This is a genomic window from Autumnicola tepida, from assembly GCF_031846485.1.
GTDB classification, from domain to species: Bacteria; Bacteroidota; Bacteroidia; order Flavobacteriales; family Flavobacteriaceae; genus Autumnicola; species Autumnicola tepida.
Genome location: NZ_JAVRHQ010000001.1, coordinates 490,326 through 514,495, shown reverse-complemented (window position 1 = coordinate 514,495; position 24,170 = coordinate 490,326). Strand labels below are relative to the sequence as shown.

General features: G+C 41.0%; 14 protein-coding genes. 10 read left to right on the top strand and 4 right to left on the bottom strand.

All coding sequences use genetic code 11. The features are described 5' to 3' along the window. Positions 1–112: 112 nt before the first annotated feature. Positions 113–7,078, top strand: a complete 6,966-nt coding sequence (locus RM553_RS02380; protein ID WP_311533371.1) for a DUF8693 domain-containing protein — start codon at positions 113–115, stop codon at positions 7,076–7,078. A gap of 37 nt (positions 7,079–7,115) precedes the next feature. Here the strand turns inward: RM553_RS02380 and rsmG are convergent, their stop codons facing one another. Next, the gene (rsmG, locus tag RM553_RS02375) at positions 7,116–7,745 is read right to left on the bottom strand and encodes a 16S rRNA (guanine(527)-N(7))-methyltransferase RsmG (protein ID WP_311533370.1); all 630 of its coding nucleotides are present in this window, start codon (positions 7,743–7,745) and stop codon (positions 7,116–7,118) included. A gap of 104 nt (positions 7,746–7,849) precedes the next feature. Between rsmG and RM553_RS02370 the strand changes: the two genes are divergently transcribed. Then, positions 7,850–8,956, top strand: a complete 1,107-nt coding sequence (locus tag RM553_RS02370; RefSeq protein WP_311533369.1) for a fatty acid desaturase family protein — start codon at positions 7,850–7,852, stop codon at positions 8,954–8,956. A gap of 23 nt (positions 8,957–8,979) precedes the next feature. Continuing rightward, entirely contained in the window at positions 8,980–10,173 is a 1,194-nt protein-coding gene (locus tag RM553_RS02365) for a pyridoxal phosphate-dependent aminotransferase (RefSeq protein ID WP_311533368.1), read from the top strand. A gap of 668 nt (positions 10,174–10,841) precedes the next feature. On the opposite strand, the gene RM553_RS02360 is transcribed toward RM553_RS02365, so the two are convergent. Both RM553_RS02360 and trkA read right to left on the bottom strand, forming a co-directional pair. Further along, positions 10,842–12,338: a TrkH family potassium uptake protein gene (locus RM553_RS02360; RefSeq protein ID WP_311533367.1), complete on the bottom strand. Its 1,497-nt coding sequence runs from the start codon at positions 12,336–12,338 to the stop codon at positions 10,842–10,844. After that, positions 12,338–13,687: a Trk system potassium transporter TrkA gene (gene trkA / locus RM553_RS02355; RefSeq protein ID WP_311533366.1), complete on the bottom strand. Its 1,350-nt coding sequence runs from the start codon at positions 13,685–13,687 to the stop codon at positions 12,338–12,340. The genes RM553_RS02360 and trkA overlap by 1 nt, the downstream gene beginning before the upstream one ends. Before the next feature lie 138 nt (positions 13,688–13,825). Here trkA and ubiE point away from each other — a divergent pair, with 138 nt between their 5' ends. Further along, positions 13,826–14,554 (top strand): bifunctional demethylmenaquinone methyltransferase/2-methoxy-6-polyprenyl-1,4-benzoquinol methylase UbiE, encoded by a 729-nt coding sequence (ubiE, locus tag RM553_RS02350; RefSeq protein ID WP_311533365.1) that lies wholly within the window; start codon positions 13,826–13,828, stop codon positions 14,552–14,554. Between the two features lie 88 nt (positions 14,555–14,642). Next, positions 14,643–15,350 (top strand): type IX secretion/gliding motility protein PorT/SprT, encoded by a 708-nt coding sequence (porT, locus tag RM553_RS02345; protein ID WP_311533364.1) that lies wholly within the window; start codon positions 14,643–14,645, stop codon positions 15,348–15,350. Here porT and RM553_RS02340 read toward each other — a convergent pair. Continuing rightward, entirely contained in the window at positions 15,337–16,080 is a 744-nt protein-coding gene (locus tag RM553_RS02340) for an RNA methyltransferase (protein ID WP_311533363.1), read from the bottom strand. The genes porT and RM553_RS02340 overlap by 14 nt on opposite strands. 37 nt (positions 16,081–16,117) lie before the next feature. Between RM553_RS02340 and tamL the strand changes: the two genes are divergently transcribed. The 5 genes from tamL to RM553_RS02315 all read left to right on the top strand — a co-directional run bounded on the left by tamL (position 16,118) and on the right by RM553_RS02315 (position 23,605). Continuing rightward, positions 16,118–18,688, top strand: coding sequence for a translocation and assembly module lipoprotein TamL (gene tamL / locus RM553_RS02335; RefSeq protein ID WP_311533362.1), 2,571 nt, complete (start codon positions 16,118–16,120; stop codon positions 18,686–18,688). A gap of 44 nt (positions 18,689–18,732) precedes the next feature. After that, positions 18,733–19,800, top strand: a complete 1,068-nt coding sequence (gene fbaA, locus RM553_RS02330) for a class II fructose-bisphosphate aldolase (RefSeq protein ID WP_311533361.1) — start codon at positions 18,733–18,735, stop codon at positions 19,798–19,800. Positions 19,801–19,902: 102 nt separating this feature from the next. Beyond that, positions 19,903–20,760 carry an acetyl-CoA carboxylase, carboxyltransferase subunit beta gene (accD, locus tag RM553_RS02325; protein ID WP_311533360.1) on the top strand — a complete coding sequence of 286 codons (858 nt, stop codon included), beginning with the start codon at positions 19,903–19,905 and terminating at the stop codon, positions 20,758–20,760. A gap of 104 nt (positions 20,761–20,864) precedes the next feature. Further along, a complete protein-coding gene (rpsO, locus tag RM553_RS02320; protein WP_311533359.1) occupies positions 20,865–21,134 on the top strand; it encodes a 30S ribosomal protein S15 in 270 nt (89 codons plus the stop codon). 227 nt (positions 21,135–21,361) lie between these two features. Further along, entirely contained in the window at positions 21,362–23,605 is a 2,244-nt protein-coding gene (locus RM553_RS02315) for a polyribonucleotide nucleotidyltransferase (RefSeq protein ID WP_311533358.1), read from the top strand. Positions 23,606–24,170: the final 565 nt, after the last annotated feature.

The following is a 24,170-nucleotide window of genomic DNA, read 5'->3' as shown; positions in this document are numbered from 1 at the left end:
CCGTGCTTTATTACTGATAACGAGAATATTAAAAATGTATTTCATCGATTAAATTTGCCTTTTAACTTCATTTGTGCGTATTTTGTCATCTATTTTATCTGACTAAATGTGTATGGGCAAAATTACTCCCCGTATAAAAGCAACAGGAATTTCAATATTTCTCATTGTTTTTATAGGATATTTTTTACCGGCCAATAACTTAACCTTTAACGAATCCCCTTACAGGGCATTTGACGGAAAAGAAATCTCCTACGCTAAAAGTGAGCTGGAAAACCCACAGATTACAGCACCGGCAGATAAAACAGTGAACACCGGCAATGGCAGCTGTAGTGCGACCGGCATACAGTTAGGCTCCCCCACCATTACCGGTGAATATGATAACCTGAGACTGGAAGTAAATGGCAGTGAAATTAGTCCAAATACTTATTCCTTTCCTTTAGGTACAACTGTAATTACCTGGATTGTTTCCAACGCTGAAGGAGCTTCAGATTCAGATACCCAAATTATCACTGTTGAAGATAACACAGACCCAACAGTAATTACCAAAAATATCAGTATTGCATTGGACGCTTCAGGCAACGCTTCCATTACTTCGGCTGATGTTGACAACGGCTCCAGCGATAACTGCGGAATTAAAAGCTATACTTTAGATAAGGAAAATTTCAGCTGTGCAGATGTAGGGCCAAACACGGTGACACTGACGGTGACCGATAATAATGAAAATTCAGCTACCGCTACTGCCACAGTTACTGTTGAAGATAACACAGACCCAACTGTAATTACCAAAAATATCAGTATTGTATTGGATGCTTCAGGAAACGCTTCCATTATCCCGGCTGATGTTGACAACGGCTCGAGCGATAACTGCGGAATTAAAAGTTATACTTTAGATAAGGAAAATTTCAGCTGTACAGATGTAGGGCCAAACACGGTGACACTGACGGTGACCGATAATAATGAAAATTCAGCTACCGCTACTGCCACAGTTACTGTTGAAGATAACACAGACCCAACAGTAATTACCAAAAACATCAGTATTACATTGGACGCTTCAGGCAATGCTGCCATTATCCCGGCTGATATTGATAACGGCACGAGCGATAACTGCGGAATTAAAAGCTATTCTTTAGATAAGGAAAATTTCAGCTGTACAGATGTAGGGCCAAACACGGTGACACTGACGGTGATCGATAATAATGAAAATTCAGCTACCGCTACTGCCACAGTTACTGTTGAAGATAATACAGATCCCACGGTAATTACCAAAAATATCAGTATTGTATTGGACGCTTCAGGCAATGCTGCCATTATTCCGGCTGATATTGATAACGGCTCCAGCGATAACTGCGGAATTAAAAGCTATACTTTAGACAGGGAAAATTTCAGCTGTACAGATGTAGGGGAAAACACGGTGGCACTGACAGTTACGGATAATAATGAAAATACGGCTACCGCTACTGCCACCGTTACTGTTAAAGATGAAGAGTTACCCGTAATAACCACAGCTTCAGAAATTACTGTTGCAAATGATGCTGGAAAATGCGGCGCCAGTATTAGCATTACCCCTCCAACAGCTACAGATAATTGTACTGTGGGCAGCCCTTCCGGCAGCAGGAGCGATGGCAAAGCCCTTACCGCAGAATTCCCTGTAGGAACAACAGAAATCACCTGGAATGTAAGTGATGCCAATGCAAATAACGCGGTAGCGGTTATCCAAAAAATTACCGTGGAAGATAAAGAAGCACCGGAGTTACCAGCAATAGAAGATGTAATCTCCGGATGTGAATATACCCTCACCCCTCCCGTGGCAACAGACAATTGTTCAGGAGAAATTACCGCCACAACTTCTAACCCCCTCACTTATTCTGCTGAAGGCACCCATACCATCACCTGGAAATTTACAGATGCTGCCGGTAATACAAGTACAATTAAACAGGATGTGGTAATTAGCCCTCTTGGGGCTGAACTGGAAGTTGCCAATATTAGCTGTAAAGGCGCCAGTGATGGAAGTATTGAGATGATGTTTGCCTATGGAGGACACGATACTTTTGAATACAGCATAGACGGCAGTAACTGGCAAGCCAGTAATACATTTAGTTCCCTTGCCCCTGGCACTTACAATGTGCAGATGCGGGACAGCAGTGAGCCCGGCTGTATTTTGGTTCTCGACGGCAATTTAGAGATCACCGAACCTGAAGTGCTTACTGCAGCTATAGCATCTACAACAGATGTTTTATGTAAAGGCTTTGCAACAGGCGAAATTACTGCTTCTGCCACCGGAGGAACCGCGCCCTATACTTTTTCATGGGGCTCCTTAGGCTATGGAGAGAACAAAACAGATCTCCCTGCCGGAGAATATGAGCTAATTGTAACTGATGCAAATGGATGTAAAACAGAACCCATAGCTGTAACTATAACTGAACCTGCCAGCTTTATTGAAATTACTGAAGTTACTTCCACTTCTGGATGTTTTGAAGCAAATAATGGTACAGCAACGGTGAAAGCAGTAGGTGGCACCGGCCAATATTCCTATTTATGGGAGGATGGCCAAACCACCCAAACAGCCACAGGACTGGCTCCTGGGGATCATACTGTGGTGATTACAGATGAAAACGGCTGCGAAAAGGAAAGGACAGTCACTGTTTCCTCCCCTACCAAACTGGAAATCAGCGGTTTTTTAACTACCGAAACCACTTCTTATGGCTCTGCTACAGGTAGTGCGACAGTACAGGTTACCGGCGGAAGCCCCAATTATACATTTGAATGGTCTGACGGGCAGACCGGGCAAACCGCTCAAAATTTAACTGCAGGCACCTATACCGTTACAGTAACCGATCAAAATGGTTGTACAGCCAGCAGATCTGTTGTTGTGATAGACAGTCTGGACGCAGAAATTTTACCTACTTCAATTTGTGAAAGTACAAACGATATAATCCGTACTTCTTCATTTACAATTTTGGATGGCAGTGCCAGAGGTGGTACCGCTCCTTATAACTATGAGTGGACATTTAAAGGTGATGCTTCGATCTCTAAATACACAGGATTACAAACTCCGAAAATAAATTATGAATCTATTGGTGATAAAGAGATCAGCGTTAAAATAACTGACGCAAATGGAGTGTCGCTTACAAAAACTATAATTCAATATGTGGGGGCATGTTTTGTTACGGATTGTGGATCTAACGATTTAACAGCAGAAGATTATTATATTGGAGATAGCAGCGGTACCAGAATTACTGCTGAAAATTGTGGAAGTTCTGATGATAAATTTATATATATCTACATCCCCTCTAATCCAAAACGCTACTCCCTTAGTGTGGAATTTATTTATTCTATTGAAAATATTGAAACAGGAGAGGTTGAAAATCACAGGGAATTAGGTTGTTTCTACGAAAAGGAAGATATTCCTGACAAAGCCCAAACTTTCCAGATTGACTATTCCTGTGGAGATATTGTAAAGATAGATGGAGTTCGATTTACCTTCGCCCAAAATAAAAACCGGGAATGTGGACAAGGTTCCAAACCTAAATGCTTCTCCACCAATAATGAAACGACTGTTTTTTCACCATTGTATGCCGTAGCATTTGCAAACGAGCTTTTATGTAATGGTTCTGAGGACGGTAAGATTACGATCAGAGCTTCCGGGGGAGTTTCTCCATACCAGTATTTCCTTAATGGAAAAGAATACGACACTAATATAATTGAAGGGCTTCCGGGAGGCACTTATAATATAGAAGTTCGCGATGCTGAAGGCGAAAGTCATTTTATGACCAAAGAAATAAACCAGCCTTCAAACCCCCTTCAGCTTAACCTTGTTGAGCAAACAGATGTGACCTGTTTTGGAGGCACTGATGGAAGTGCTACAGTAGCAGCAGAAGGAGGTACACCGGCAACTTCAGGAGATGCTTATATTTATGTTTGGGATAATGGCCAAACCGGGCCTACGGCAACCAACCTGGAAGCAGGAGACCATGATGTGCGGGTATTAGATGCTAATGGCTGTGAAACCTGGATTACCGTTACAATTACTCAGCCGGAAGAATTAATTGCCAATGCAGGCCCGGACCAGGTTCTTAGCTGTGGAATCACTACAACTCAGCTATCTGCAAGCCTTCCGACAGAAAATTCAGAAGAATTTACCGGAGAATGGAGCATTGTTAATGGACCTGCTGGCGGCAGTTTTGCTGATGCCACAAATCCTGAAACCAGCTTTACGGGAACACAGGGAACTTATACTTTAAGATGGACCGTTGACTGCGGAAAGTCTGATGATGTAAAAATCACCCTGAGCAACTGTAATACGATCGATTTTGATGGAAAAGACGATTATATTGTTTTTGGCGACAACTTTAATGGCAGCACAAATTTTTCTCTTGAAGCCTGGATAAAATTATCACCTGAAGCATCCTCAGGTCTTAAAACAGTTATTTCTAAACGCAGTACGACAGACTTTAGTAGCAGCGGTTATGACCTGGTTATTGATAACAGAACTCCTAAATTCCGCTGGAACGGAAATACGCTCTCATCTTCAGATCCAATTGGCACAAATAGGTGGTACCATTTGGCTGTAATTACGAAAAGCGAGGGCACTTATATCCTCGTTGATGGACTAGAGGTAGGGAAAGCTAGTGCCGCCTCTCTAACCGCCAATAATTACCCGTTTATAATTGGCGCAATGTACAACGCCGATAATCCTGAAGAGCCTTCTAATTACTTCCATGGATGGGTTGAAGAGGTGCGAATCTGGGATACAGCACTTTCAGAAAATCAGCTCCACTTTATGATGAACCAGAGACTAGAGCAAAACGGCGCTAATGTAAGAGGAGAAATTATTCCTCTTGACGTTCCTGAAGGCCTTAGATGGGATAAATTAAAAGGATATTATCAACTTGAAAAAATAGAAAATGGCTATACTCCAAATAAAGCATCTTTAGCAGTAAAAGGAAGAATGGTCAATATTACCACTAATCAGGAAAGAACTGCTCCATTGCCATATATTTCTGCCCGCACAGGCTACTGGTACAGCAACAATACCTGGAAGAGGCCCCAGGTATGGGATCCACCAAACAGTACTGGCATAAATGGCAAGAAGATTAATTGGAATATCGCCAGTATTTCCCATACTATTAATTCAGGAGATAAGGATATTAACCTGCTGGGGTTACTCTCAGAGAGTAATAAACTCACTATGATTAATCCCAACCAGGCACAAAATGAATTTAATGGGGGAAAAAACCTTAAGATTTCCCATTATTTAAAACTTAATGGTATCATCGATCTGGTTGGGGAGTCCCAGCTGGTACAGGATGAGGGAAGCGTACTGGAAAATTCCAGTACAGGTTATCTTGAGAGGGATCAGCAGGGCACGGCAAACAGTTACAATTATAATTACTGGACATCTCCCGTTAGCATTCAGGGAAGCGGTAATAATTCAGGTTTTACCATTGCTGAAGTATTGCGCGACGGCACAAATTCAAAAAATCCGATCAGGTTATCCTTTGGCCATGACTATACTTTTGCAGATAAAAGCTATTCGGGGGCCAAAAGAATCAGCACTTACTGGCTGTACAAATTTGAAGGAACTGCAGATTCTTATGGAGAATGGGATTATGTTGGGAAGGAGGGCCATTTGGATGCCGGAGAAGGTTATACCATGAAGGGTACTTCCGGGAATGTGGAAATCTCTGAAAGGCAAAACTATGTCTTTACAGGAAAACCGAATAACGGGGAAATAAGAATAAAAGTTTCAGAAAATGAAAACAGGCTGGTGGGAAATCCTTACCCCTCAGCTATTGATGCCGAACAGTTTATCAGAGACAACCTCAAGGATGTTCCGGGAGGAACAAACAGCAGAAACATTTTTAACGGAGCGCTCTATTTTTGGGACCATTTTGGCAAGAAGGACAGTCATAACCTGGCAGAATATGTAGGAGGCTATGCTACTTTTAATTTAGTAGACGGAGTTCCTGCAATCTCTACAGATTCCCGCATTGATGCCACAGGGGATCAGGGTGACAAACGCCCCGAAAAATATATTCCTGTTGCGCAGGGCTTTTTTGTAAATACAATCATAGATGAAGCAATAGCTGAAGAATACCAAATAAATGGCGGGGATATTCTCTTTAAAAACGGCCAAAGGCTTTCTGTAAAAGAATCCACTGAAGAATCCCAATTCTTAAAACCGCTACATCTAACAAAAGGTAATAAGGCACAATATAAAAAGGACGAGCGTTACAAAATCAGGCTGAATTTTTCCTCTCCAACCGGATATCACCGCCAGATCCTTGTAGCTGCCGATAACCTTACCACCAATGGGTTTGACCTTGGCTATGATGCGCCTATGATGGATTATAACCTGGAAGATATGTTCTGGATAATTAACGATTCAGAATTCGTAATTCAGGCGGTACCGGATTTTAATCCAGGACAGGTGCTACCTTTAGGGCTTGCCATAGACCAGGAAGGAGAATTTAAAATAGAAATCGCTGAACTGGAGAATGTTCCCGCAGATATGGAAATTTATCTAAAGAATAATGCAGACACTACTTATCATGACCTTAGAGCTGGGGAATACAAATCTACTATTGAACCTGGCTACCATACCAGCCAGTTCGAATTAGTTTTTGAAAAGCCTGAGGAAAGCACAGAAGAAGAAGGACAGGATCCCGATAATACCGAAGAAAACGAAGAAGACAATTCTGATGATCAGGAAGAGGAAGAAGGAGAAGGGAACAGCGAAAATCCTGAAGAAGGCTCTGAAGGCTCTGAAGAAGAATCCGGCAATCCTGAAACGGAAACCCCAGTAGAAATTCCCGGAGAAAAAGATGATCTGGCTGAGCTCTCTGCAGATTATATGATGGATACTAAAGAAATCATCATCAGCAATCCGGCAGAAACCAGGATTGACGAAATCCGCATCTATAGCATTAATGGAAAACTTATTGAAAGCTTTAAAGAAATCCCTTTACAACAGGAGATCCACCTCACCGTAAGCCGTCCCGTAAGTACTGCTGTTTATGTAGTGAAAATTTATTCTGAAAATAAACTCATCAACAAAAAGATGATCATCAATAACTAAAAATATGGGCTGCCTTTTCCGGCAGCCCATATTTTTATTAGCCTTTAAACTTTAGAGGAAGGTGTACCACTTTTTTGGTATCAAAAAAATCTTCTTCAAAATAATCAGACAGTTCATAAATACTCACCGTCTTATAAGGCTGGAGTTCTTCGGAAAGGTCACCTCCTTTTAAATACAATATACCGTTTTTCAGTTCATGACTGCTCTTCTTTGCAATGTTCCCCTTGGTCCAGTGAACAAAAGTAGGCATCGCTGCCACAGCCCTACTCACTATAAAATCGTAGTGCCCGCCAATTTCTTCAACCCTGGCATTGGTAATTTTTACATTCTGTAGGTTTAATCCCGCAGAAACCTCTTCCACTACTTTAATTTTTTTCCCAATGGAATCTACCAGATGAAATTTTGTCTCAGGAAATAAAATAGCCAGTGGAATTCCGGGAAAGCCACCACCTGTTCCAACATCAAGAATTTCAGCTCCGGGATTAAAGCTTTGTACCTTTGCGATCCCCAGGGAATGCAGTACATGCCTAAGATAAAGTTCGTCTATATCTTTTCGGGAAACCACATTAATTTTAAGATTCCAGTCTTTGTAAAGTCCGGATAACTTCTGAAATTTATCAATCTGATCCGCCGTTAACTGTGGGAAATATTTCTGTATTAATTCCAATTTATGAGCATTTTTCGCAAAAATACGAATCGCGGCTTAAAATTTGAGCATTTCATATCACAGAACTGTATAATATTTTACCTTTGAAGATTAAAGAAAGCAAAATGGAGTTTCCTCAGAATAATATAAGATTCTCCCGAATCGATTCAGCAAAATTTTTCAGGACCCTTAATAAAAGGGTCAATTCTTATTTTAAAGAAAACAATCTTAAAAAAACCGGGAACTGGAAACTTCATCTCAAAACAGCGGTGATGTTTAGTATTTTCCTCACCCCCTATTTTCTAATTATGACCCTTGATATTTCCCAATGGTGGATGTTACTGCTTACCATTGTAATGGGCGCGGGCATGGCCGGAGTGGGCATGAATATTATGCACGACGGGAACCACGGCTCGTACTCTTCAAAAAAATGGGTGAACAAGTTTATGGGTGGGACCATTTATATTCTTGCCGGTAACGTTTACAACTGGCAGGTGCAGCATAACGTGCTTCACCACACTTATACCAATATTCACGGGCATGATGAAGATCTTGACGCAGGAAGGGTGATACGGTTTTCAAAACATGCAAAGTGGGAGCGCTTTCATAAATTTCAACATTATTACTCGGTTTTCCTTTATGGGCTGCTCACCTTCAACTGGGCTTTAACGGTAGATTTTAAGCAGACCAAACGTTATCTAAAAAGAAAACTTGCCTACGGGAAATTGCCCAACCCTGTAACCCAGTGGAGTATTATCGCGATAACCAAATTAATATATATCGCCATATGGATCGTGCTGCCAATGATCATTCTTTCCATCGCCTGGTGGAAAATTTTGATTGGCTTTTTCATAATGCACTACACGGCAGGCTTAATTTTGAGCATGGTTTTTCAGCTTGCACACGTCGTAAAAGAAACTGAAATGCCGCTACCTGATAATACAGGCTCCATGAAAAATACCTGGGCAATTCACCAGCTTTTCACTACGGTAAATTTCTCGACTAAAAACAGGATCGTAAACTGGTTCACCGGCGGACTTAACCATCAGGTAGAACATCACATTTTTCCAAATATCAGTCATATTCACTACACGAAAATTTCTAAAATAGTGAAAGAGACTGCCATGGAATGCAATTTACCTTACAACGAATACAAAACCACACGCGCAGCTATAAAAGCCCATTTTCAGTATCTAAAAGAGATGGGTTCCAAACCTGCAATATCCAGTTAAATAATCATTATTAATCAACTAAAATGCAAGAACAATTATCAAACAGGATTAACAATCTGGCAACGTCCCAAACTTTGGCAATGGCTGCAAAAGCGCGTGAATTAAGGGCCGAAGGAAAAGATATTATTGGCCTTAGCCTTGGCGAACCAGATTTTACTACCCCAGAGTTTATTAAAGATGCGGCTATAAAGGCCATTAATGAAAATTACAATTCTTACACCCCCGTAGATGGCTATGTGGAATTAAAAGATGCCATTATTACAAAATTCAAGAGGGATAATAACCTCACCTACAACCATTCCCAGGTTGTGGTTTCCACAGGAGCCAAGCAATCTTTAGCCAATGTGGCCATGGTTTTGCTGAATCCCGGGGATGAAGTGCTCTTACCCTGCCCTTACTGGGTAAGTTATGCTGAAATTGTAAAACTGGCAGAAGGTGTTCCTGTTGAAGTACCTACAACAGTGGAAACCGATTTTAAAATAACACCTGAGCAGCTGGAAAAAGCGATCACGCCAAAAACAAAGATGATTTGGTACAGCTCGCCCTGTAACCCCAGCGGAATGGTTTACACTAAAGAAGAACTTAGAGGACTTGCCGATGTACTGGCAAAATATCCTGATATTATAGTGGTGAGCGACGAAATTTATGAGCATATTAATTATGTAGGAGGACATGCTTCCATGGCCGGTTTTGAAGATATGTACGATCGTACTGTTACCGTGAATGGTGTAGCCAAAGCCTTTGCCATGACCGGGTGGCGTATTGGTTATATTGGTGCTCCTGCATGGATTGCCCGTGCCTGCAATAAATTGCAGGGCCAGGTCACCAGCGGTGCCAACTGTATTGCACAGCGCGCCACTATCACCGCGCTTGAAGCTCCCGTGAGCGAGATTAGTTATATGATTGATAAATTTAAATCAAGAAGAAAACTGATCATCGACCTGCTGAACGAAATAGATGGTTTTGTGACTACCGAACCACAGGGCGCTTTTTATGTATTCCCAAATATTTCAGCTTTCTTCGGAAAAACGATCAAAGGCCATAAAATTGAAAACGCCACAGATTTCTCCATGTTCCTTTTAGAGGAAGCTTTGGTAGCCACAGTTACCGGAGACGCTTTTGGTAACCCCGATTGCATCAGGATCTCTTATGCCGCCAGCGAAGAACAAATTGAAGAAGCCCTGAAGAGAATTAAAACAGCGCTTTCCGAAGCATAAAAATTTGAAAATAATATTAAAAAACCTCACAGAAATTAGGAACTGTGAGGTTTTTTTCATTTGAAGTCAATTAACTTTTCCGGAAAAAGAAATAACAGGTTTCACTGAACTACATATGCCTCTTCCTTTTTTTCTCTTTTCCTCTTTAACTCATTAACTTAAAAAACTAAGGATTCCTCAAGAATGGGTGTTTCAGAATTAAAATTTTCCCACTCTGCTGAAGTAAACATTAAAAAATTTCTCCCGCGGAGTTCGCAGATTTCCGCAGAAAAATTTCAAATTTTAAACCTGGAATTTTTCACTATTAATACCAACCGGTTTCTACAGAGGAAAGTAAAAGAATAACGAGAAAAATTTGCATATGCCTCTTCCTCTTTTTCTCTTTTCCTCTTTAACTCATTAACTTGAAAACTAAGAATTCCTCAAGAAGGGGTGTTTCAGAATTAAAATTTTCCCACTCTGCTGAAGTAAACATTAAAAAAATTCTCCCGCGGAGTTCGCAGATTTCCGCAGAAAAATTTCAAATTTTAAACCTGAAACTTTTCACTATTCATACCAACCGGTTTCTACAGAGGAAAAGTAAAAGAATAACGAGAAAAATTTGCATATGCCTCTTCCTCTTTTTCTCTCTTTAACTCTTTCACTCTTTTCCTAATTAACTAAGAAGGCTACCGATTCCTCCAAAAGAAGGGAGTAAGGATTATAAGCACTGTAAAAAGTTCAAGCCTGCCTATTAGCATTAAAAAAGCGCACCACCATTTTCCAAAAGAAGGCAGCATATCGAAATTATTTACGGGACTTAACGCTCCAAACGCGGGGCCAATATTACCAAGAGAAGATGCCGCCCCGCCGATTGCCGTTTCAAAATCGAGCTCCAGCGCAGCCAGAACAACCGAACCAATAATAAAAGCCAGCATATAGAGAATAAAAAAACCAAGAATATTGAAAACGATCTCTTCACTAATGCTTTTTTTGTTAAAACGCACCGGAAGAATAGCATTGGGATGCAAGGTTCTTTTAAATTCAGTAATCCCATTCCTTATCATTATAATATGCCGCATTACCTTTACTCCACCCGCTGTAGAACCTGCGGACCCACCTAAGAAAAACATTCCGAAGAAGAAAATAGTCAAAAACGGCGTCCACATAGTGTAATCTGCAGAAACAAAACCGGTGGTGGTAATAACCGTTAATACCTGGAAAAGGGAATGCCGAAAAGCACTTTCAGCCTCACCCCAAACCATGGGATGATCTATGGAGGAAAGCTCTACGTTTGCTTCCAGATATACAATAAAAGAAGATATTACCGTAAATGCAGCGATAAAAATAAAATACCACTTGAATTCATCATCATGCAACACCTTCTGGATTTTACCCTTAAAGCTGAAGTAACTCAACACAAAATTACTTCCCGCCAGGAACATAAACAGGATCACGATATATTGAATCACCGGCTGATCGTTCCAATAGGCCATACTTGCGTTTTTTGTTGAAAAACCACCAGTGCTTAAAGTACTCATCGCATGATTGATAGCATCAAAAAAACTCATTCCGGCCACGCTAAGTAAAATGGTTTCGGCGGCAGTATAACTTACATAAATCAGCCATAGTCGTTTTGCCGTATCGGTAATACGCGGCTTCAGTTTATCTGCACTGGGGCCAGGGGCTTCCGCAGCAAAAAGCTGCATTCCTCCTATCCCCAATAATGGCAGAATAGCTATGGCGAGCACGATTATCCCCATTCCGCCTATCCAGTGGGTAAGGCTTCTCCAGAAGAGTATTCCTTCCGGCACCACTTCAATATCATTTAAAATAGAAGCTCCCGTGGTGGTGTAGCCAGACATGGTTTCAAAAAAAGCATTGGTAAAGCTTGGGATGGATTCAGTTATAACGTAAGGCAATGTTCCGCTTAAAGCCATGAAGATCCAGCCAAAAGTCACAATAATATAGCCTTCCCGCTTTTTTACCTCTTTCCTATGCCCACGGGTGGTGAACATGAGCAATGTTCCAACAAATAAAGTAATTAAGGACGCAATGGAAATTTCCATGGTTACCCCGTCTTCATAAAACCAGCTTATTAGCACCGCGGTTAGCATAAACCCGCCGTTGCACAGCAACAACAAGCCCATTACATGCAGGATAATAGGGTAGTTTAACCTTGGCATTACAAGAAAAGTTTTTCCACCTTGTTAATAGAACGGGGAAGGCAGCAAACCACAATGCGGTCCCCGGATTTTATTAGAAATTCTCCCAGGGCAATAATCCCTTCTCCATTTCTAATAATCCCCCCAATAATTGCAGATCTTGGGAAATCTATATCTTTTATTTTCTTATTGGTTACCTGTGAGTTGGGTTTTACGATAAATTCCAGCAGTTCAGCATTCATATTGTTGAGCTTCGTCATAGCCACCACTTCACCTTTCCTAATATATCTGAAAATATTATTTGCCGCCAACAGCTTTTTATTAATTAAAGTATCTATTCCTATAGAATGACTTAGCTGAAAATAATCCATATTCTCCACCAGGGAGATGGTCTTTTTTACACTTTTTGATTTGGCAACGAGACAGGACATAATATTAGTTTCGGAATTTCCGGTTACAGCTATAAAAGCATCCATATCATGAATATTTTCTTCTTCCAGAAGCTCCACATTTCGTCCATCCCCATTAATTATAAGTGTGCCCGGCAACTCATCTGCAAGATCGTAAGCCTTTTCCTTATTAGTTTCGACCAGCTTTACATTAAAACTCTTCCTGGAAAGATCCATTGCCGTTTTGCGCCCAATCTTGCTACCACCCAGGATCATTACATTTTTAATATCCTGCTTTGTTTTTCCGGTGAGCTTGTATAGTTCTTCAACTCCACTTTCCAGGGTCACATAATATACCTGGTCTCCTTCCTTAAATTGTGTATCTCCCCGGGGTATTAACGTGTATTGAGTACCAAAACGTTGAATTGCAATGGGCACGAAGTTAAGTTCAGGAAAAATTTCTGCAGCTTCCTTTACCGTTTTTCCTACAAAAAGAGCATTTCGGGATAAACTTAAACCAATCATGGTCAAAGCCCCGTTTTCAAATTCGTAACTATCATTAAAGGCAGACTGGTCCAGGAGCAGCTCAATTTCCCTTGCCGCCAGGGCTTCAGGAGAAATAAGTTCATCTATCCCAAACTTCACAAAACCAATTTCTTCTTTGTTTTCCAGGAATTCGGTGTTGGAGATCCTTGCAATAGTGCGCTTCGCCCCTAACTGCTTCGCCAGCACACACACGGTAATATTGGTGGCTTCGCTAGAAGTCACGCCAATAACCATATCGGCATATTTAACCTGGGCATCTTTAAGTACCGCTATAGAAGTAGCATCACCCTTTATAGTCCTTATATCTAAATGAGTATCTGCATACTGGAGGTTATCCCGATTGGTGTCAAGCAAGGTAATATCCTGAGATTCATACGAGAGTAATTTTGCCAGATGAAAGCCTACCTCACCTGCTCCAGCGATAATTATTTTCATATAACAACTTGAAATTGTAAAGAATTAGCAAAGGTAACTTATTTTAAATTAACGCAAAACATCGCCTGTTAAGAACAAAAAATCAATTGGAAAGAAGGCAGTTATCCTATATCATGTATCTTTGGAAAAAATTTTGAAATGAGTAAGAAAGTTACTCCCTATAAAGGCTCTTCTCTCAACAAAAAGAAGCAGGTAGAACAGATGTTCGATAAAATCTCCGGGAATTACGATGGGCTAAACCGCGTAATCTCCCTGGGAACCGATGAAAAATGGAGGAAAAAGGTAGTGGCACTTGTAGAAAGCCAAAATCCTGAAACCGTATTGGATATTGCCACCGGCACTGGAGACCTTGCAATAAAAATGATTAATACCGGGGCAAGTAAAATTGTTGGGCTGGATTTATCTGAAGGAATGCTTGCCGTAGGCAGGAAGAAAATAGCAAAGAAAAACCTGGAAAAGAAAATTGAAATGGTGCAGGGCGACTCCGAAGCTTTGCCTTTTGATGATAATTCTTTTGACGCCATTACCGTAGCCTTTGGAGTCCGTAACTTTGAGAATCTAGATAAAGGCTTAAAGGAAATCCGCCGCGTTCTTACTCCCGGAGGGATTTTTGTGGTACTGGAAACTTCAGTTCCCGTAAAATTTCCTTTTAAACAAGGCTACAAATTATACAGCAATCTCATCCTTCCACTTATAGGGAAATTATTTTCAAAAGACAGGGATGCTTATTCATATCTCAGTAAAAGTGCCGCCAGCTTTCCTTATGGAGAAGCCTTCAACAATATTTTGAAGAAAAACGGGTTTATAAACGTAGAAGATAAGCCGCAAACTTTTGGGGTTGCTACAATATATGTTGCTTCAAAATAATTGCACCAAATTTTAAAAAATACCATCCTGATAATTTCGGTGAAAATCGAGTTTTCGATATTCAAGCGGTTAAAATTTTAAAAATTAAATGAAAAACTTTTTTATTATAACTTTCTTTCTGTGCTGCTACCAGTTTTCCCAGGCGCAGTTATTCACAGGAGACCAGGTGCTGAATAATGAAAACTTTGACCAGCAGCGTTGGTCCTGGGGATATTTTCTAGGGTTTAACAGCTACGATTTTAATTTTGATTATAAGGATTACAATCCAAGCCCCGTTACCGGCCAGGATTTTCGGGTAGAGCGCAGAATTGGCTTCAATGTGGGACTTGTGGGCAACTTAAAGCTTAATAATAACCTGGATTTAAGGCTGGAGCCAGGCGTTAGCTTTAATTCCCGCGGATTTCAGGCTGTGAGGGCCGATGCCAACACCTTCAGGGAGATAAATTCCACCTATGTGCATATTCCTTTACTCCTTAAATTTTCTGCCAACCGGCTGAACAATTTTAAACCTTTTGTGGTGGGAGGACTTTCCACTTCCATAAACCTTTCCAGTAACGAAAACAGCCCGGATGATAACAGTGTGGGCCAGTTCAGGATGAAGACCAATACTTATTATTATGAACTGGGCTTTGGCATAGATCTTTATCTTTACTATTTCAAACTCACTCCAAGCATAAGAGGGGTATTTGCGATAAATGACGAACTGGTGCGGGATGAGAACCCGAATAGCATTTATACAGGAAACGTGGACAAAATGACTTCAAGGGCCATATTTATCAATTTTACCTTCCAGTAAAAGCTGTTCTTTTAAACTCACTCAGGCAAATCGCCGTAGCCGTGGCTACATTTAAGCTTTCGGCAGAGGCCTCTTTTCCAAATTGCGGGATGGCCACACGCTGGTTAACCTGTTTCGCCACCACTTCTGAAATTCCGTTGGCTTCATTCCCCATAATAAGCATCGCCTTCTGCGGAAGGGGATCTGAATATATATTTTCTCCGTCCATAAAAGTACCAAAAACCGGAAGATCCTGAGGCCGTGCGGTTAGATATTCAGTTAAATTTACATAAGAAATTTTTACCCGGGCAATGGAACCCATAGTTGCCTGAACTACTTTGGGATTGTAACAATCTACCGTATCTTCTGAACATACCAGCTCGGGAATCCCAAACCAGTCACACAACCTGATAATTGTACCAAGGTTTCCAGGATCCCTTACCCCATCCAGCACCAGGCTTAATGCTTCATATTCAGGATTAAAACCTGAAGGAACCTGGAAAACAGCAAGCGCCGATTGCGGGGTTGTCAGGAAACTGATTTTCTTAAGTTCTCCTTTTTCCAGCAGCACAAATTTCTCCCGGGGAACATCAAAAATATCCTCTTCAGAAAAGAGCATACCGAGTTTAAGGGGCGAATCCAGAAGTTCGGCAATTGTCTTTTTTCCTTCAGCCACAAAGAGGCCTTTTGCCTGCCTCTGCTTTTTTTGAGAGAGGCTTTTAATTAACTTTATTTGGTTTTTACTAACCATACAAAAGATGTATTTTTGATGCTTTAACGAACTCTATTTGAAACAGCTTCTCGCAAAAATATCATTAATTTTACTAACCTTATCCCTCTTTGTTTCCTGTAACGCTGTAAAACGTGTGGAACCCGATGAAGCTTTACTTACAGAAAACAGCATCTTTTTAAACGGAGAGGAAATCCAGGAAAACAGGATCTACAATCAACTTTACCAGGAGCCAAATTCCAGGTTTTTAGGAGTGCCACTTCAGCTAAATTTCTATAATCTCGCCCGTCCCAACATAGACTCCATATTGAGCGAAAAATTACTGCAGAATGACCGAAAAAGGGAAAAGCTGGAAGCTGTTCTTTCCCGTAAACAACTGGACAAGTACATTAATTCCCGTGTGGAATTCAACCAATGGATAAAAAGAACAGGGGAAGCACCGGTAATTGTAAACGAAGAAGATGCCAGGAAGTCTGTTAACCGCCTTCAGTCGTGGTACTGGAACAATGGCTGGTTTAATGTAGAAACTGACTATTCCATTATTCCTTCAGAAAAAAAAGAAAAGAGGGCCAAGGTGGAATATTATGTAAATACTCATAAAGCCTACAAGGTAGATTCCATCAAAACCGATATTGATTCCCCGGTATTGGATTCTATTTATGAAAGCCATCGTGCAGAATCCGAAATAAAGACCAATCAGCAGTACAGGACCCTTGATTTTAATGCGGAAAGGGACCGTCTCACCCAACTCTTCAGAAATAACGGAGTTTATAATTTCGAGCAGGAATATCTAAATTTTGATGCTGATACTATTAATACCAATCATAAAGTTAACACAACCATAATCATCAACAACCGCCAGGTCACTAATGGAGATTCCACCTATCGCGTTCCCTTTAAAATATATGAGATAAGCAAAGTAAATGTTTTTACCGATTACACCTACGCCAACCGTAATGAACCGGTAACAGATAGTGCCCAGGTGGGTAATTTTACCATCTACAGTTTTGGGGATCTGGAATATAAACCTGAAGCTATTACCGATGCGGTTTTTATAAGGCCCGGCCGTACATACAGTGACCTTGCCAGGACACGAACCTATAGCAGGCTTAATTCCATGAGGGTCTTTAAATATCCAAATATCCAGTACAATCCAGATCCTGCAGATTCCACCAATACAGCCCTTATAGCTAATATCTTTCTAACCCCGCAACAAAAATATTCCCTGGGCTTTGATTTTGATATTTCCCAAAGTAATATTCAGAAATTCGGGATTGGGTTTGGAGGCTCCCTTTTAATCAGGAACATTTTTGGCGGAGCAGAAAACCTGGAAATCGCGGGCCGTGGAAGCATAGGTTCTTCTACAGATGCCGCGGCAAGCAGGGATGAAGACCGTTTTTTTGATATTTCTGAAATTGGGGCAGATGTAAACCTTATTTTCCCACGGATATTTTTCCCTTTTGAAACTGAAGAATTCATCCCGGGCTACATGTCTCCTTTTACAACTCTTAGCTTAGGGCTAAGCACGCAGAACAACATAGGTTTGGATAAGCAAAACCTCTCCTCTACCCTTAACTATAAATGGAATCCTTCCCGAAAGGTCTCCAATCGGCTGGATTTAATAAACCTTCAATATGTAAGAAATCTTAACACCAATAATTACTTCAATGTGTACCGTAATTCTTACAGTGAATTAAACGACATCGTACAATCGCCCAATGTGGTCACCGATCCTTCTTTTTTAAACACGAGTGGACAGCTGACTATCCCCACTGGCGCGGAAAATTTTATTGAAGCCGTAAACAATAATGAAAATACAACCAGCGGCCTTACAGAAAATCAGCGACAAAATGTTATAAATATAAGGGAGCGTAAAAGGCGTCTTACTGAAAACAACCTGATATTCGCCAGCAATTTCACCTATTTATGGAACACCAAAGAAAATTTGTACGACGAGGAATTTTCCCGTTTACGATTTAAAATAGAGACAGCGGGAAATATTCTATCGGCCGCATCAAGCCTGGCAGGAGCAGATAAAAACGAGAATGGAAATTATGAAATCATGGGAGTGGCTTTTTCACAATATGTAAAACCAGAGATAGATTATATAAAACACTGGGACCTTGGCCATGACAATATTTTTGCCCTCAGGGCTTTTGGGGGCATCGCTATTCCTTACGGGAACGCTAACAGCATTCCGTTTACCCGCAGTTTTTTTGCCGGAGGCCCCAACGATAATCGCGCGTGGCAGGCGTACGATCTTGGCCCTGGAGGCAGCGGCGGAAGAAGTGAATTTAACGAGGCAAATATGAAGCTGGCCTTTAATTTTGAATACCGCTACAATTTGTTTGGTGCTTTAAACAGCGCATTTTTCGTAGATGTGGGAAATATCTGGAATGTTCTTGATATTGTTGAAGATGAAGCCTCTACTTTCACCTCCATTTCAGACCTTGATGAGATTGCCATAGGCAGCGGCTTTGGCCTGCGGTACGACTTTAGTTTTTTTGTTCTAAGGTTCGATATAGGATTTAAAACCTACAATCCCGCACTTCCTGCAGGCGACAGGTGGTTCCAAAATTACAACTTCAACCACGCCGTTTATAATGTAGGGATCAATTATCCTTTTTAAGCCAACTTATTTTCTTATTTTTGTAAGCCTAATTAACTAAAATTATGAGTCATAACATTAAACCAGGCGTAGCCACAGGAAACGAAGTTCAGGAAATCTTTAAATATGCCAAGGAAAAGGGCTTTGCCCTTCCTGCTGTGAACATTATTGGATCCAGTAGTGCCAATGCGGTAATGGAAACTGCAGCAGAGCTAAATTCTCCTGTAATCATTCAGTTTTCCAATGGTGGAGCGCAATTTAATGCCGGGAAAGGCCTTTCTAACGAAAATCAGAAAGCTGCAATTGCAGGTGCTGTAGCCGGCGCAAAACATATTCACGAACTGGCAGAAGCTTACGGGGCAACCGTAATTCTTCATACCGACCATTGTGCGAAAAAACTATTGCCATGGATCGATGGGTTGCTGGATGCCAGCGAAAAACATTACGAGCATTTTGGAAAGCCGCTTTACAGCTCCCACATGATAGATCTTTCTGAAGAGCCAATTGAAGAAAATATTGAGCTTTGCAAAAAATACCTGGAGAGAATGAGCAAAATGGGCATGACGCTGGAAATTGAACTTGGCGTTACCGGTGGTGAAGAAGACGGTGTGGACAATACAGGTATCGATTCTTCAAAGTTATATACACAGCCTGAAGAAGTAGCTTATGCTTATGAAGAATTGAGCAAAGTTAGTCCACAATTTACTATTGCCGCTGCTTTTGGAAATGTTCACGGCGTATACAAGCCCGGAAATGTAAAACTCACCCCTGTAATCCTTAAAAATTCACAGGAATTTGTTTCCAAGAAATTTGGATTAAAAGAAAATCATATCGATTTTGTATTCCACGGCGGAAGTGGTTCTACTGTTGAAGAAATTCGTGAAGGAATTGGATACGGAGTTATTAAAATGAATATCGACACAGATCTTCAATATGCTTATCTAGAAGGAATCCGCGATTATATGGGCAACAAGAAAGATTATCTTGCCGCGCAAATTGGTAATCCTGAAGGAACAGACGTACCAAATAAAAAGCATTATGACCCAAGGGTTTGGGTTCGTGAAGGAGAACTTACTTTTAAAGCCCGTCTTAAAAAAGCCTTTGAAGATTTAAACAATATCAATACTTTATAACTGAATTTTTGAAATAGCTGAAGGACTGTTGGTGCTTCAGCTATTTTTTTGACCAAAATTTCCGGTTGACGATGCAGCCCCGGAAGATAAAAATTGAAAGCTATGGCCTGGTTTAAAAGAACACAAAAAGGGATTCAAACCCCAACGGAAGAGAAAAAAGATGTACCAAAAGGTTTATGGTATAAATCCCCTACAGGAAAAATCGTAGATGCAGAGCAGCTGGAAAGCAATTTTTATGTAAGTCCTGAAGACGGGTACCACGTAAGAATTGGTAGTAATGAATATTTTAAGATCCTTTTTGATAATAACGAATTTGAAGAACTGGATAAAAATATTACTTCTAAAGATCCGCTGGAGTTTACCGATACTAAGAAATATACCGATCGCCTGAAGGCCGCCCAGGAAAAAACCGGCCTTAACGATGCGGTACGTTCAGCTGTTGGAAAATCCAAAGGCAAAGACCTGGTGATCGCATGCATGGATTTTAGATTTATTGGCGGTTCCATGGGATCTGTGGTAGGAGAAAAAATCGCACGTGCTGCAGAATATTCCCTTAAGAACAAGATTCCTTTTATGATTATCTCCAAATCTGGAGGAGCAAGAATGATGGAAGCTGCATTTTCTTTAATGCAAATGGCCAAAACTTCTGTGAGGCTGGCGCAACTTGCAGATGCCAAAATTCCTTACATCTCTTTAGCTACAGATCCAACTACGGGAGGAACCACTGCTTCTTTTGCCATGCTTGGGGATATCAATATCTCTGAACCAGGCGCGCTTATTGGATTCGCCGGCCCACGTGTGGTTAAAGACACCACAGGAAAAGACCTTCCCAAAGACTTCCAGACCGCCGAATTCTTACAAGAACACGGATTCCTTGATTTTATAGTGAAGCGTTCGGAGCTTAAAAACCAGATAAACCTGTATCTGGATTTAATTCAAAATCAGCCGGTAAGAGCCTGAAATTAAAAAAGAACTAATCAGTAGGTAAAATAATATAAAGTAGTATATTTGCCGCCTGATAGAAAACCTATCAATACATAAAAATCATTAAAATTAATATTGGAATGTATTTAAGCAAAGAGAAAAAAGAAGAAATCTTCGAAAAACACGGTCAGAGTAAAACTGACACGGGTTCAGCCGAAGGTCAGATTGCATTGTTCACTTACAGGATCGCTCACCTTTCAGAGCATTTGAAGAAAAACCGCAAAGATTTTAATTCAGAGCGCTCATTGGTAAGACTTGTAGGAAAAAGAAGAAGTTTACTTGATTACCTGATGAAAAAGGATATCATGAGATATCGTGCCATTATTCAGGAATTAGGATTAAGAAAATAAATTTCAGGGGCGTTTTTCGCCCCTTTTTTTATATATTGAAATGATAAATTTATCATTTTTTCAACTTAAAAATTGTCACCTCGCATCGAAAGTCAGGAGGTAGTTTTTCATTGGTCAATCTTAACTTCACACAACACAACAACACATCCCGGCCGCCCGGGCAAGGCGGAGACCATTGTTTAACACTTTCCGGAGAATTGCCGGACAGATAGAATTCAAAAAATATTATGATTCCAAAGACATTTAAAGAGGTTATCGACCTTGGAGACGGAAGAGAGATCTCCATCGAAACCGGAAAATTAGCAAAACAGGCTCACGGCTCTGTTGTTGTACAAATGGGAAATGCCATGTTACTTTGTACGGTGGTATCTTCCTACACTCCCACCACAATGGATTTCTTTCCATTAACATTGGATTACCGCGAAAAATTCGCCGCAGCAGGACTTTTCCCCGGTGGATACTTTAAAAGAGAAGCAAGGCCAAGCAGCGAGGAAATTCTGGTGATGAGGTTGGTAGACCGTGTATTGCGCCCGCTTTTCCCTAAAGATTACAAGTTTGAGACCCAGGTAATGATTCAGCTGATGTCTCATGATGAGGAAGTAATGCCCGACGCGCTGGCTGGACTGGCCGCCTCTGCAGCCATTCAGTTGTCAGACATTCCGTTTGAAACCCCTATTTCTGAAGCACGCGTTGCCCGCATTAATGGGGAATTTGTAATTAACCCCAGCCGCGAGCAATTGAAAGATGCCGATATGGATGTGATGGTTGGCGCCTCTGCAGACTCTGTAATGATGGTGGAAGGCCAGATGGACGAATGCTCTGAAGAAGAAATGGCTGAAGCAATTAAATTTGCCCATGAAGCCATTAAAAAGCAGTGTGAAGCCCAAGTAAAACTGGCAGAAGCCTTTGGAAAAAAGGAAACCCGCGAGTACGAAACTGCCAGGGAAGATGAAGATATTGAGAAAAAAGTTCATGAAGCCACTTATCAGAAGGCTTATGATATCGCAAAACAAGGACTTGATAAAAAAGAGCGTTCTGAGGCTTTTTCTGAATTAAAAGAAGAAGTAAAAGCGCTTTTTACTGAAGAAGAACTGGAAGAAAATCTTGCCCTTGTTAGTACCTATTTCAATAAAGCCCATAAAGCAGCGGTAAGGGATCTTACCCTGAAAGAAGGAATTCGTCTTGACGGAAGAAAAACGAATGAAATTCGCCCAATCTGGTGTGAAGTAGATTATCTACCCTCTACCCACGGATCGGCAATATTTACAAGGGGAGAAACCCAGGCATTGGCAACAGTTACTTTGGGAACTTCAAGGGAAGCTAACCAGGTGGACCTACCAACTCAGCAGGGAGAAGAAACTTTCTACCTGCACTATAACTTCCCTCCTTTCTCAACCGGGGAGGCTTACCCTATAAGAGGTACTTCAAGACGTGAGATTGGCCACGGAAACCTAGCTCAAAGAGCCCTTAAAGGAATGATTCCCGCAGATTGCCCTTATACCGTACGTGTGGTTTCTGAAGTTCTGGAATCTAACGGCTCCTCTTCTATGGCTACCGTTTGTGCCGGTACTATGGCACTTATGGATTCTGGAGTGCAGCTTAAAAAGCCGGTTTCGGGGATCGCCATGGGATTGATTTCGCAGGGAGAAGATTTCGCTGTTCTTTCTGATATTCTTGGAGATGAGGATGCTTTAGGTGATATGGATTTTAAAGTGACCGGAACTGCAGATGGAATTACCGCCTGCCAGATGGATATTAAAATTAAAGGACTTTCTTACGAAATTCTAGTAAAAGCCCTTAAACAGGCACGTGAAGGAAGACTTCATATTCTTGAAAAACTGACGGACACCATTGCTCAGCCAAGCGGAAATGTAAAAGCGCATTCTCCAAAGATTATCACCAGAAGAATTCCTAATGAATTTATTGGGGCGTTAATCGGGCCTGGCGGAAAAGTGATCCAGGAACTTCAGAAAGAAACCAAAACAGAAATCGTGATTAACGAAGATCCGGTGACTGAAGAAGGGATTGTAGAAATTCTTGGAACTCAGCAGGAAGGTATAGACAAGGTTCTTGCTAAAATAGAATCGATTACCTTTAAGCCTGAAAAGGGCAGCGTTTACGAAGTAAAAGTGATTAAAGTACTTGATTTTGGTGCTGTTGTGGAATACGTGGAAGCTCCGGGGAATGAAGTTTTGCTTCATATCTCTGAACTTGCCTGGGAACGTACCGATAATGTAACTGATATTGTAAATATTGGAGATGTTATTGATGTAAAATACTTTGGTATAGACCCTAAAACCCGAAAGGAAAAAGTATCGCGCAAGGCTTTACTTGAAAAACCTGAAGGTTACCAGTCGCGCCCGCCGAGAGACAATAATAAAGGTGGAGGAAACCGCGATAACCGCGGTTCCAGGGACAATCGCGGTGGAGGAAGAAACGACCGCGGGAGAGATCGTAGAAAAGAGGATTAATTTCTTCTGAATTATATATTTAAATGCCCCTGGAGAAATTCAGGGGCATTTAATTTTAAAGATGTCGAATTTTGAAAAACAAGCCGAAACGGCAATTTTCAGCGCAGAGGAAACCTTTATAAAATTTTGGATTAGAAATTTTGAATTTTGAATGAGACCACTAAAATGGTAATTTCCAGCTGGCAAAACCGGCTTTTCCCGAATTCCGAACTAAAAACTATTGTTTACTTCAATCATCCCGGCCTTCGCCCACTTCTTAAAGTGATGGGGAGCGGATTTATTCTAAATGTTGAATTTTGAATGGATAATTTTAAATTTTGAGAGATTTCAAATGGCAATTTTTACCTGCAGAAAACCGGCTTTCTCCTTACTCCGGACTAGAACTTCGGACATTTTAAAAAATCTTGAATAAGGCCTTGAAATATGAATTTTCACCAAACAGCAATATCTTATTCCCCCAGCTATTCACTCCGAACTACAGTCTACACTCTACCGTCTATGGTCTATTTTTAAACCTTTCCACTTTCAACTTTCAAACTCTTCGCGCCAGGGATTGCAGTGTAAA

What these genes read in the sequence shown, in the direction of transcription:
- RM553_RS02360 (WP_311533367.1), bottom strand. Translation starts at nt 12,338, where the DNA reads ATGCCAAGGTTAAACTACCCTATTATCCTGCATGTAATGGGCTTGTTG.
- RM553_RS02340 (WP_311533363.1), bottom strand. Translation starts at nt 16,080, where the DNA reads ATGGTTAGTAAAAACCAAATAAAGTTAATTAAAAGCCTCTCTCAAAAA.
- RM553_RS02380 (WP_311533371.1), top strand. Translation starts at nt 113, where the DNA reads ATGGGCAAAATTACTCCCCGTATAAAAGCAACAGGAATTTCAATATTT.
- ubiE (WP_311533365.1), top strand. Translation starts at nt 13,826, where the DNA reads ATGAGTAAGAAAGTTACTCCCTATAAAGGCTCTTCTCTCAACAAAAAG.
- RM553_RS02370 (WP_311533369.1), top strand. Translation starts at nt 7,850, where the DNA reads ATGGAGTTTCCTCAGAATAATATAAGATTCTCCCGAATCGATTCAGCA.
- fbaA (WP_311533361.1), top strand. Translation starts at nt 18,733, where the DNA reads ATGAGTCATAACATTAAACCAGGCGTAGCCACAGGAAACGAAGTTCAG.
- accD (WP_311533360.1), top strand. Translation starts at nt 19,903, where the DNA reads ATGGCCTGGTTTAAAAGAACACAAAAAGGGATTCAAACCCCAACGGAA.
- RM553_RS02315 (WP_311533358.1), top strand. Translation starts at nt 21,362, where the DNA reads ATGATTCCAAAGACATTTAAAGAGGTTATCGACCTTGGAGACGGAAGA.
- porT (WP_311533364.1), top strand. Translation starts at nt 14,643, where the DNA reads ATGAAAAACTTTTTTATTATAACTTTCTTTCTGTGCTGCTACCAGTTT.
- RM553_RS02365 (WP_311533368.1), top strand. Translation starts at nt 8,980, where the DNA reads ATGCAAGAACAATTATCAAACAGGATTAACAATCTGGCAACGTCCCAA.
- trkA (WP_311533366.1), bottom strand. Translation starts at nt 13,687, where the DNA reads ATGAAAATAATTATCGCTGGAGCAGGTGAGGTAGGCTTTCATCTGGCA.
- rpsO (WP_311533359.1), top strand. Translation starts at nt 20,865, where the DNA reads ATGTATTTAAGCAAAGAGAAAAAAGAAGAAATCTTCGAAAAACACGGT.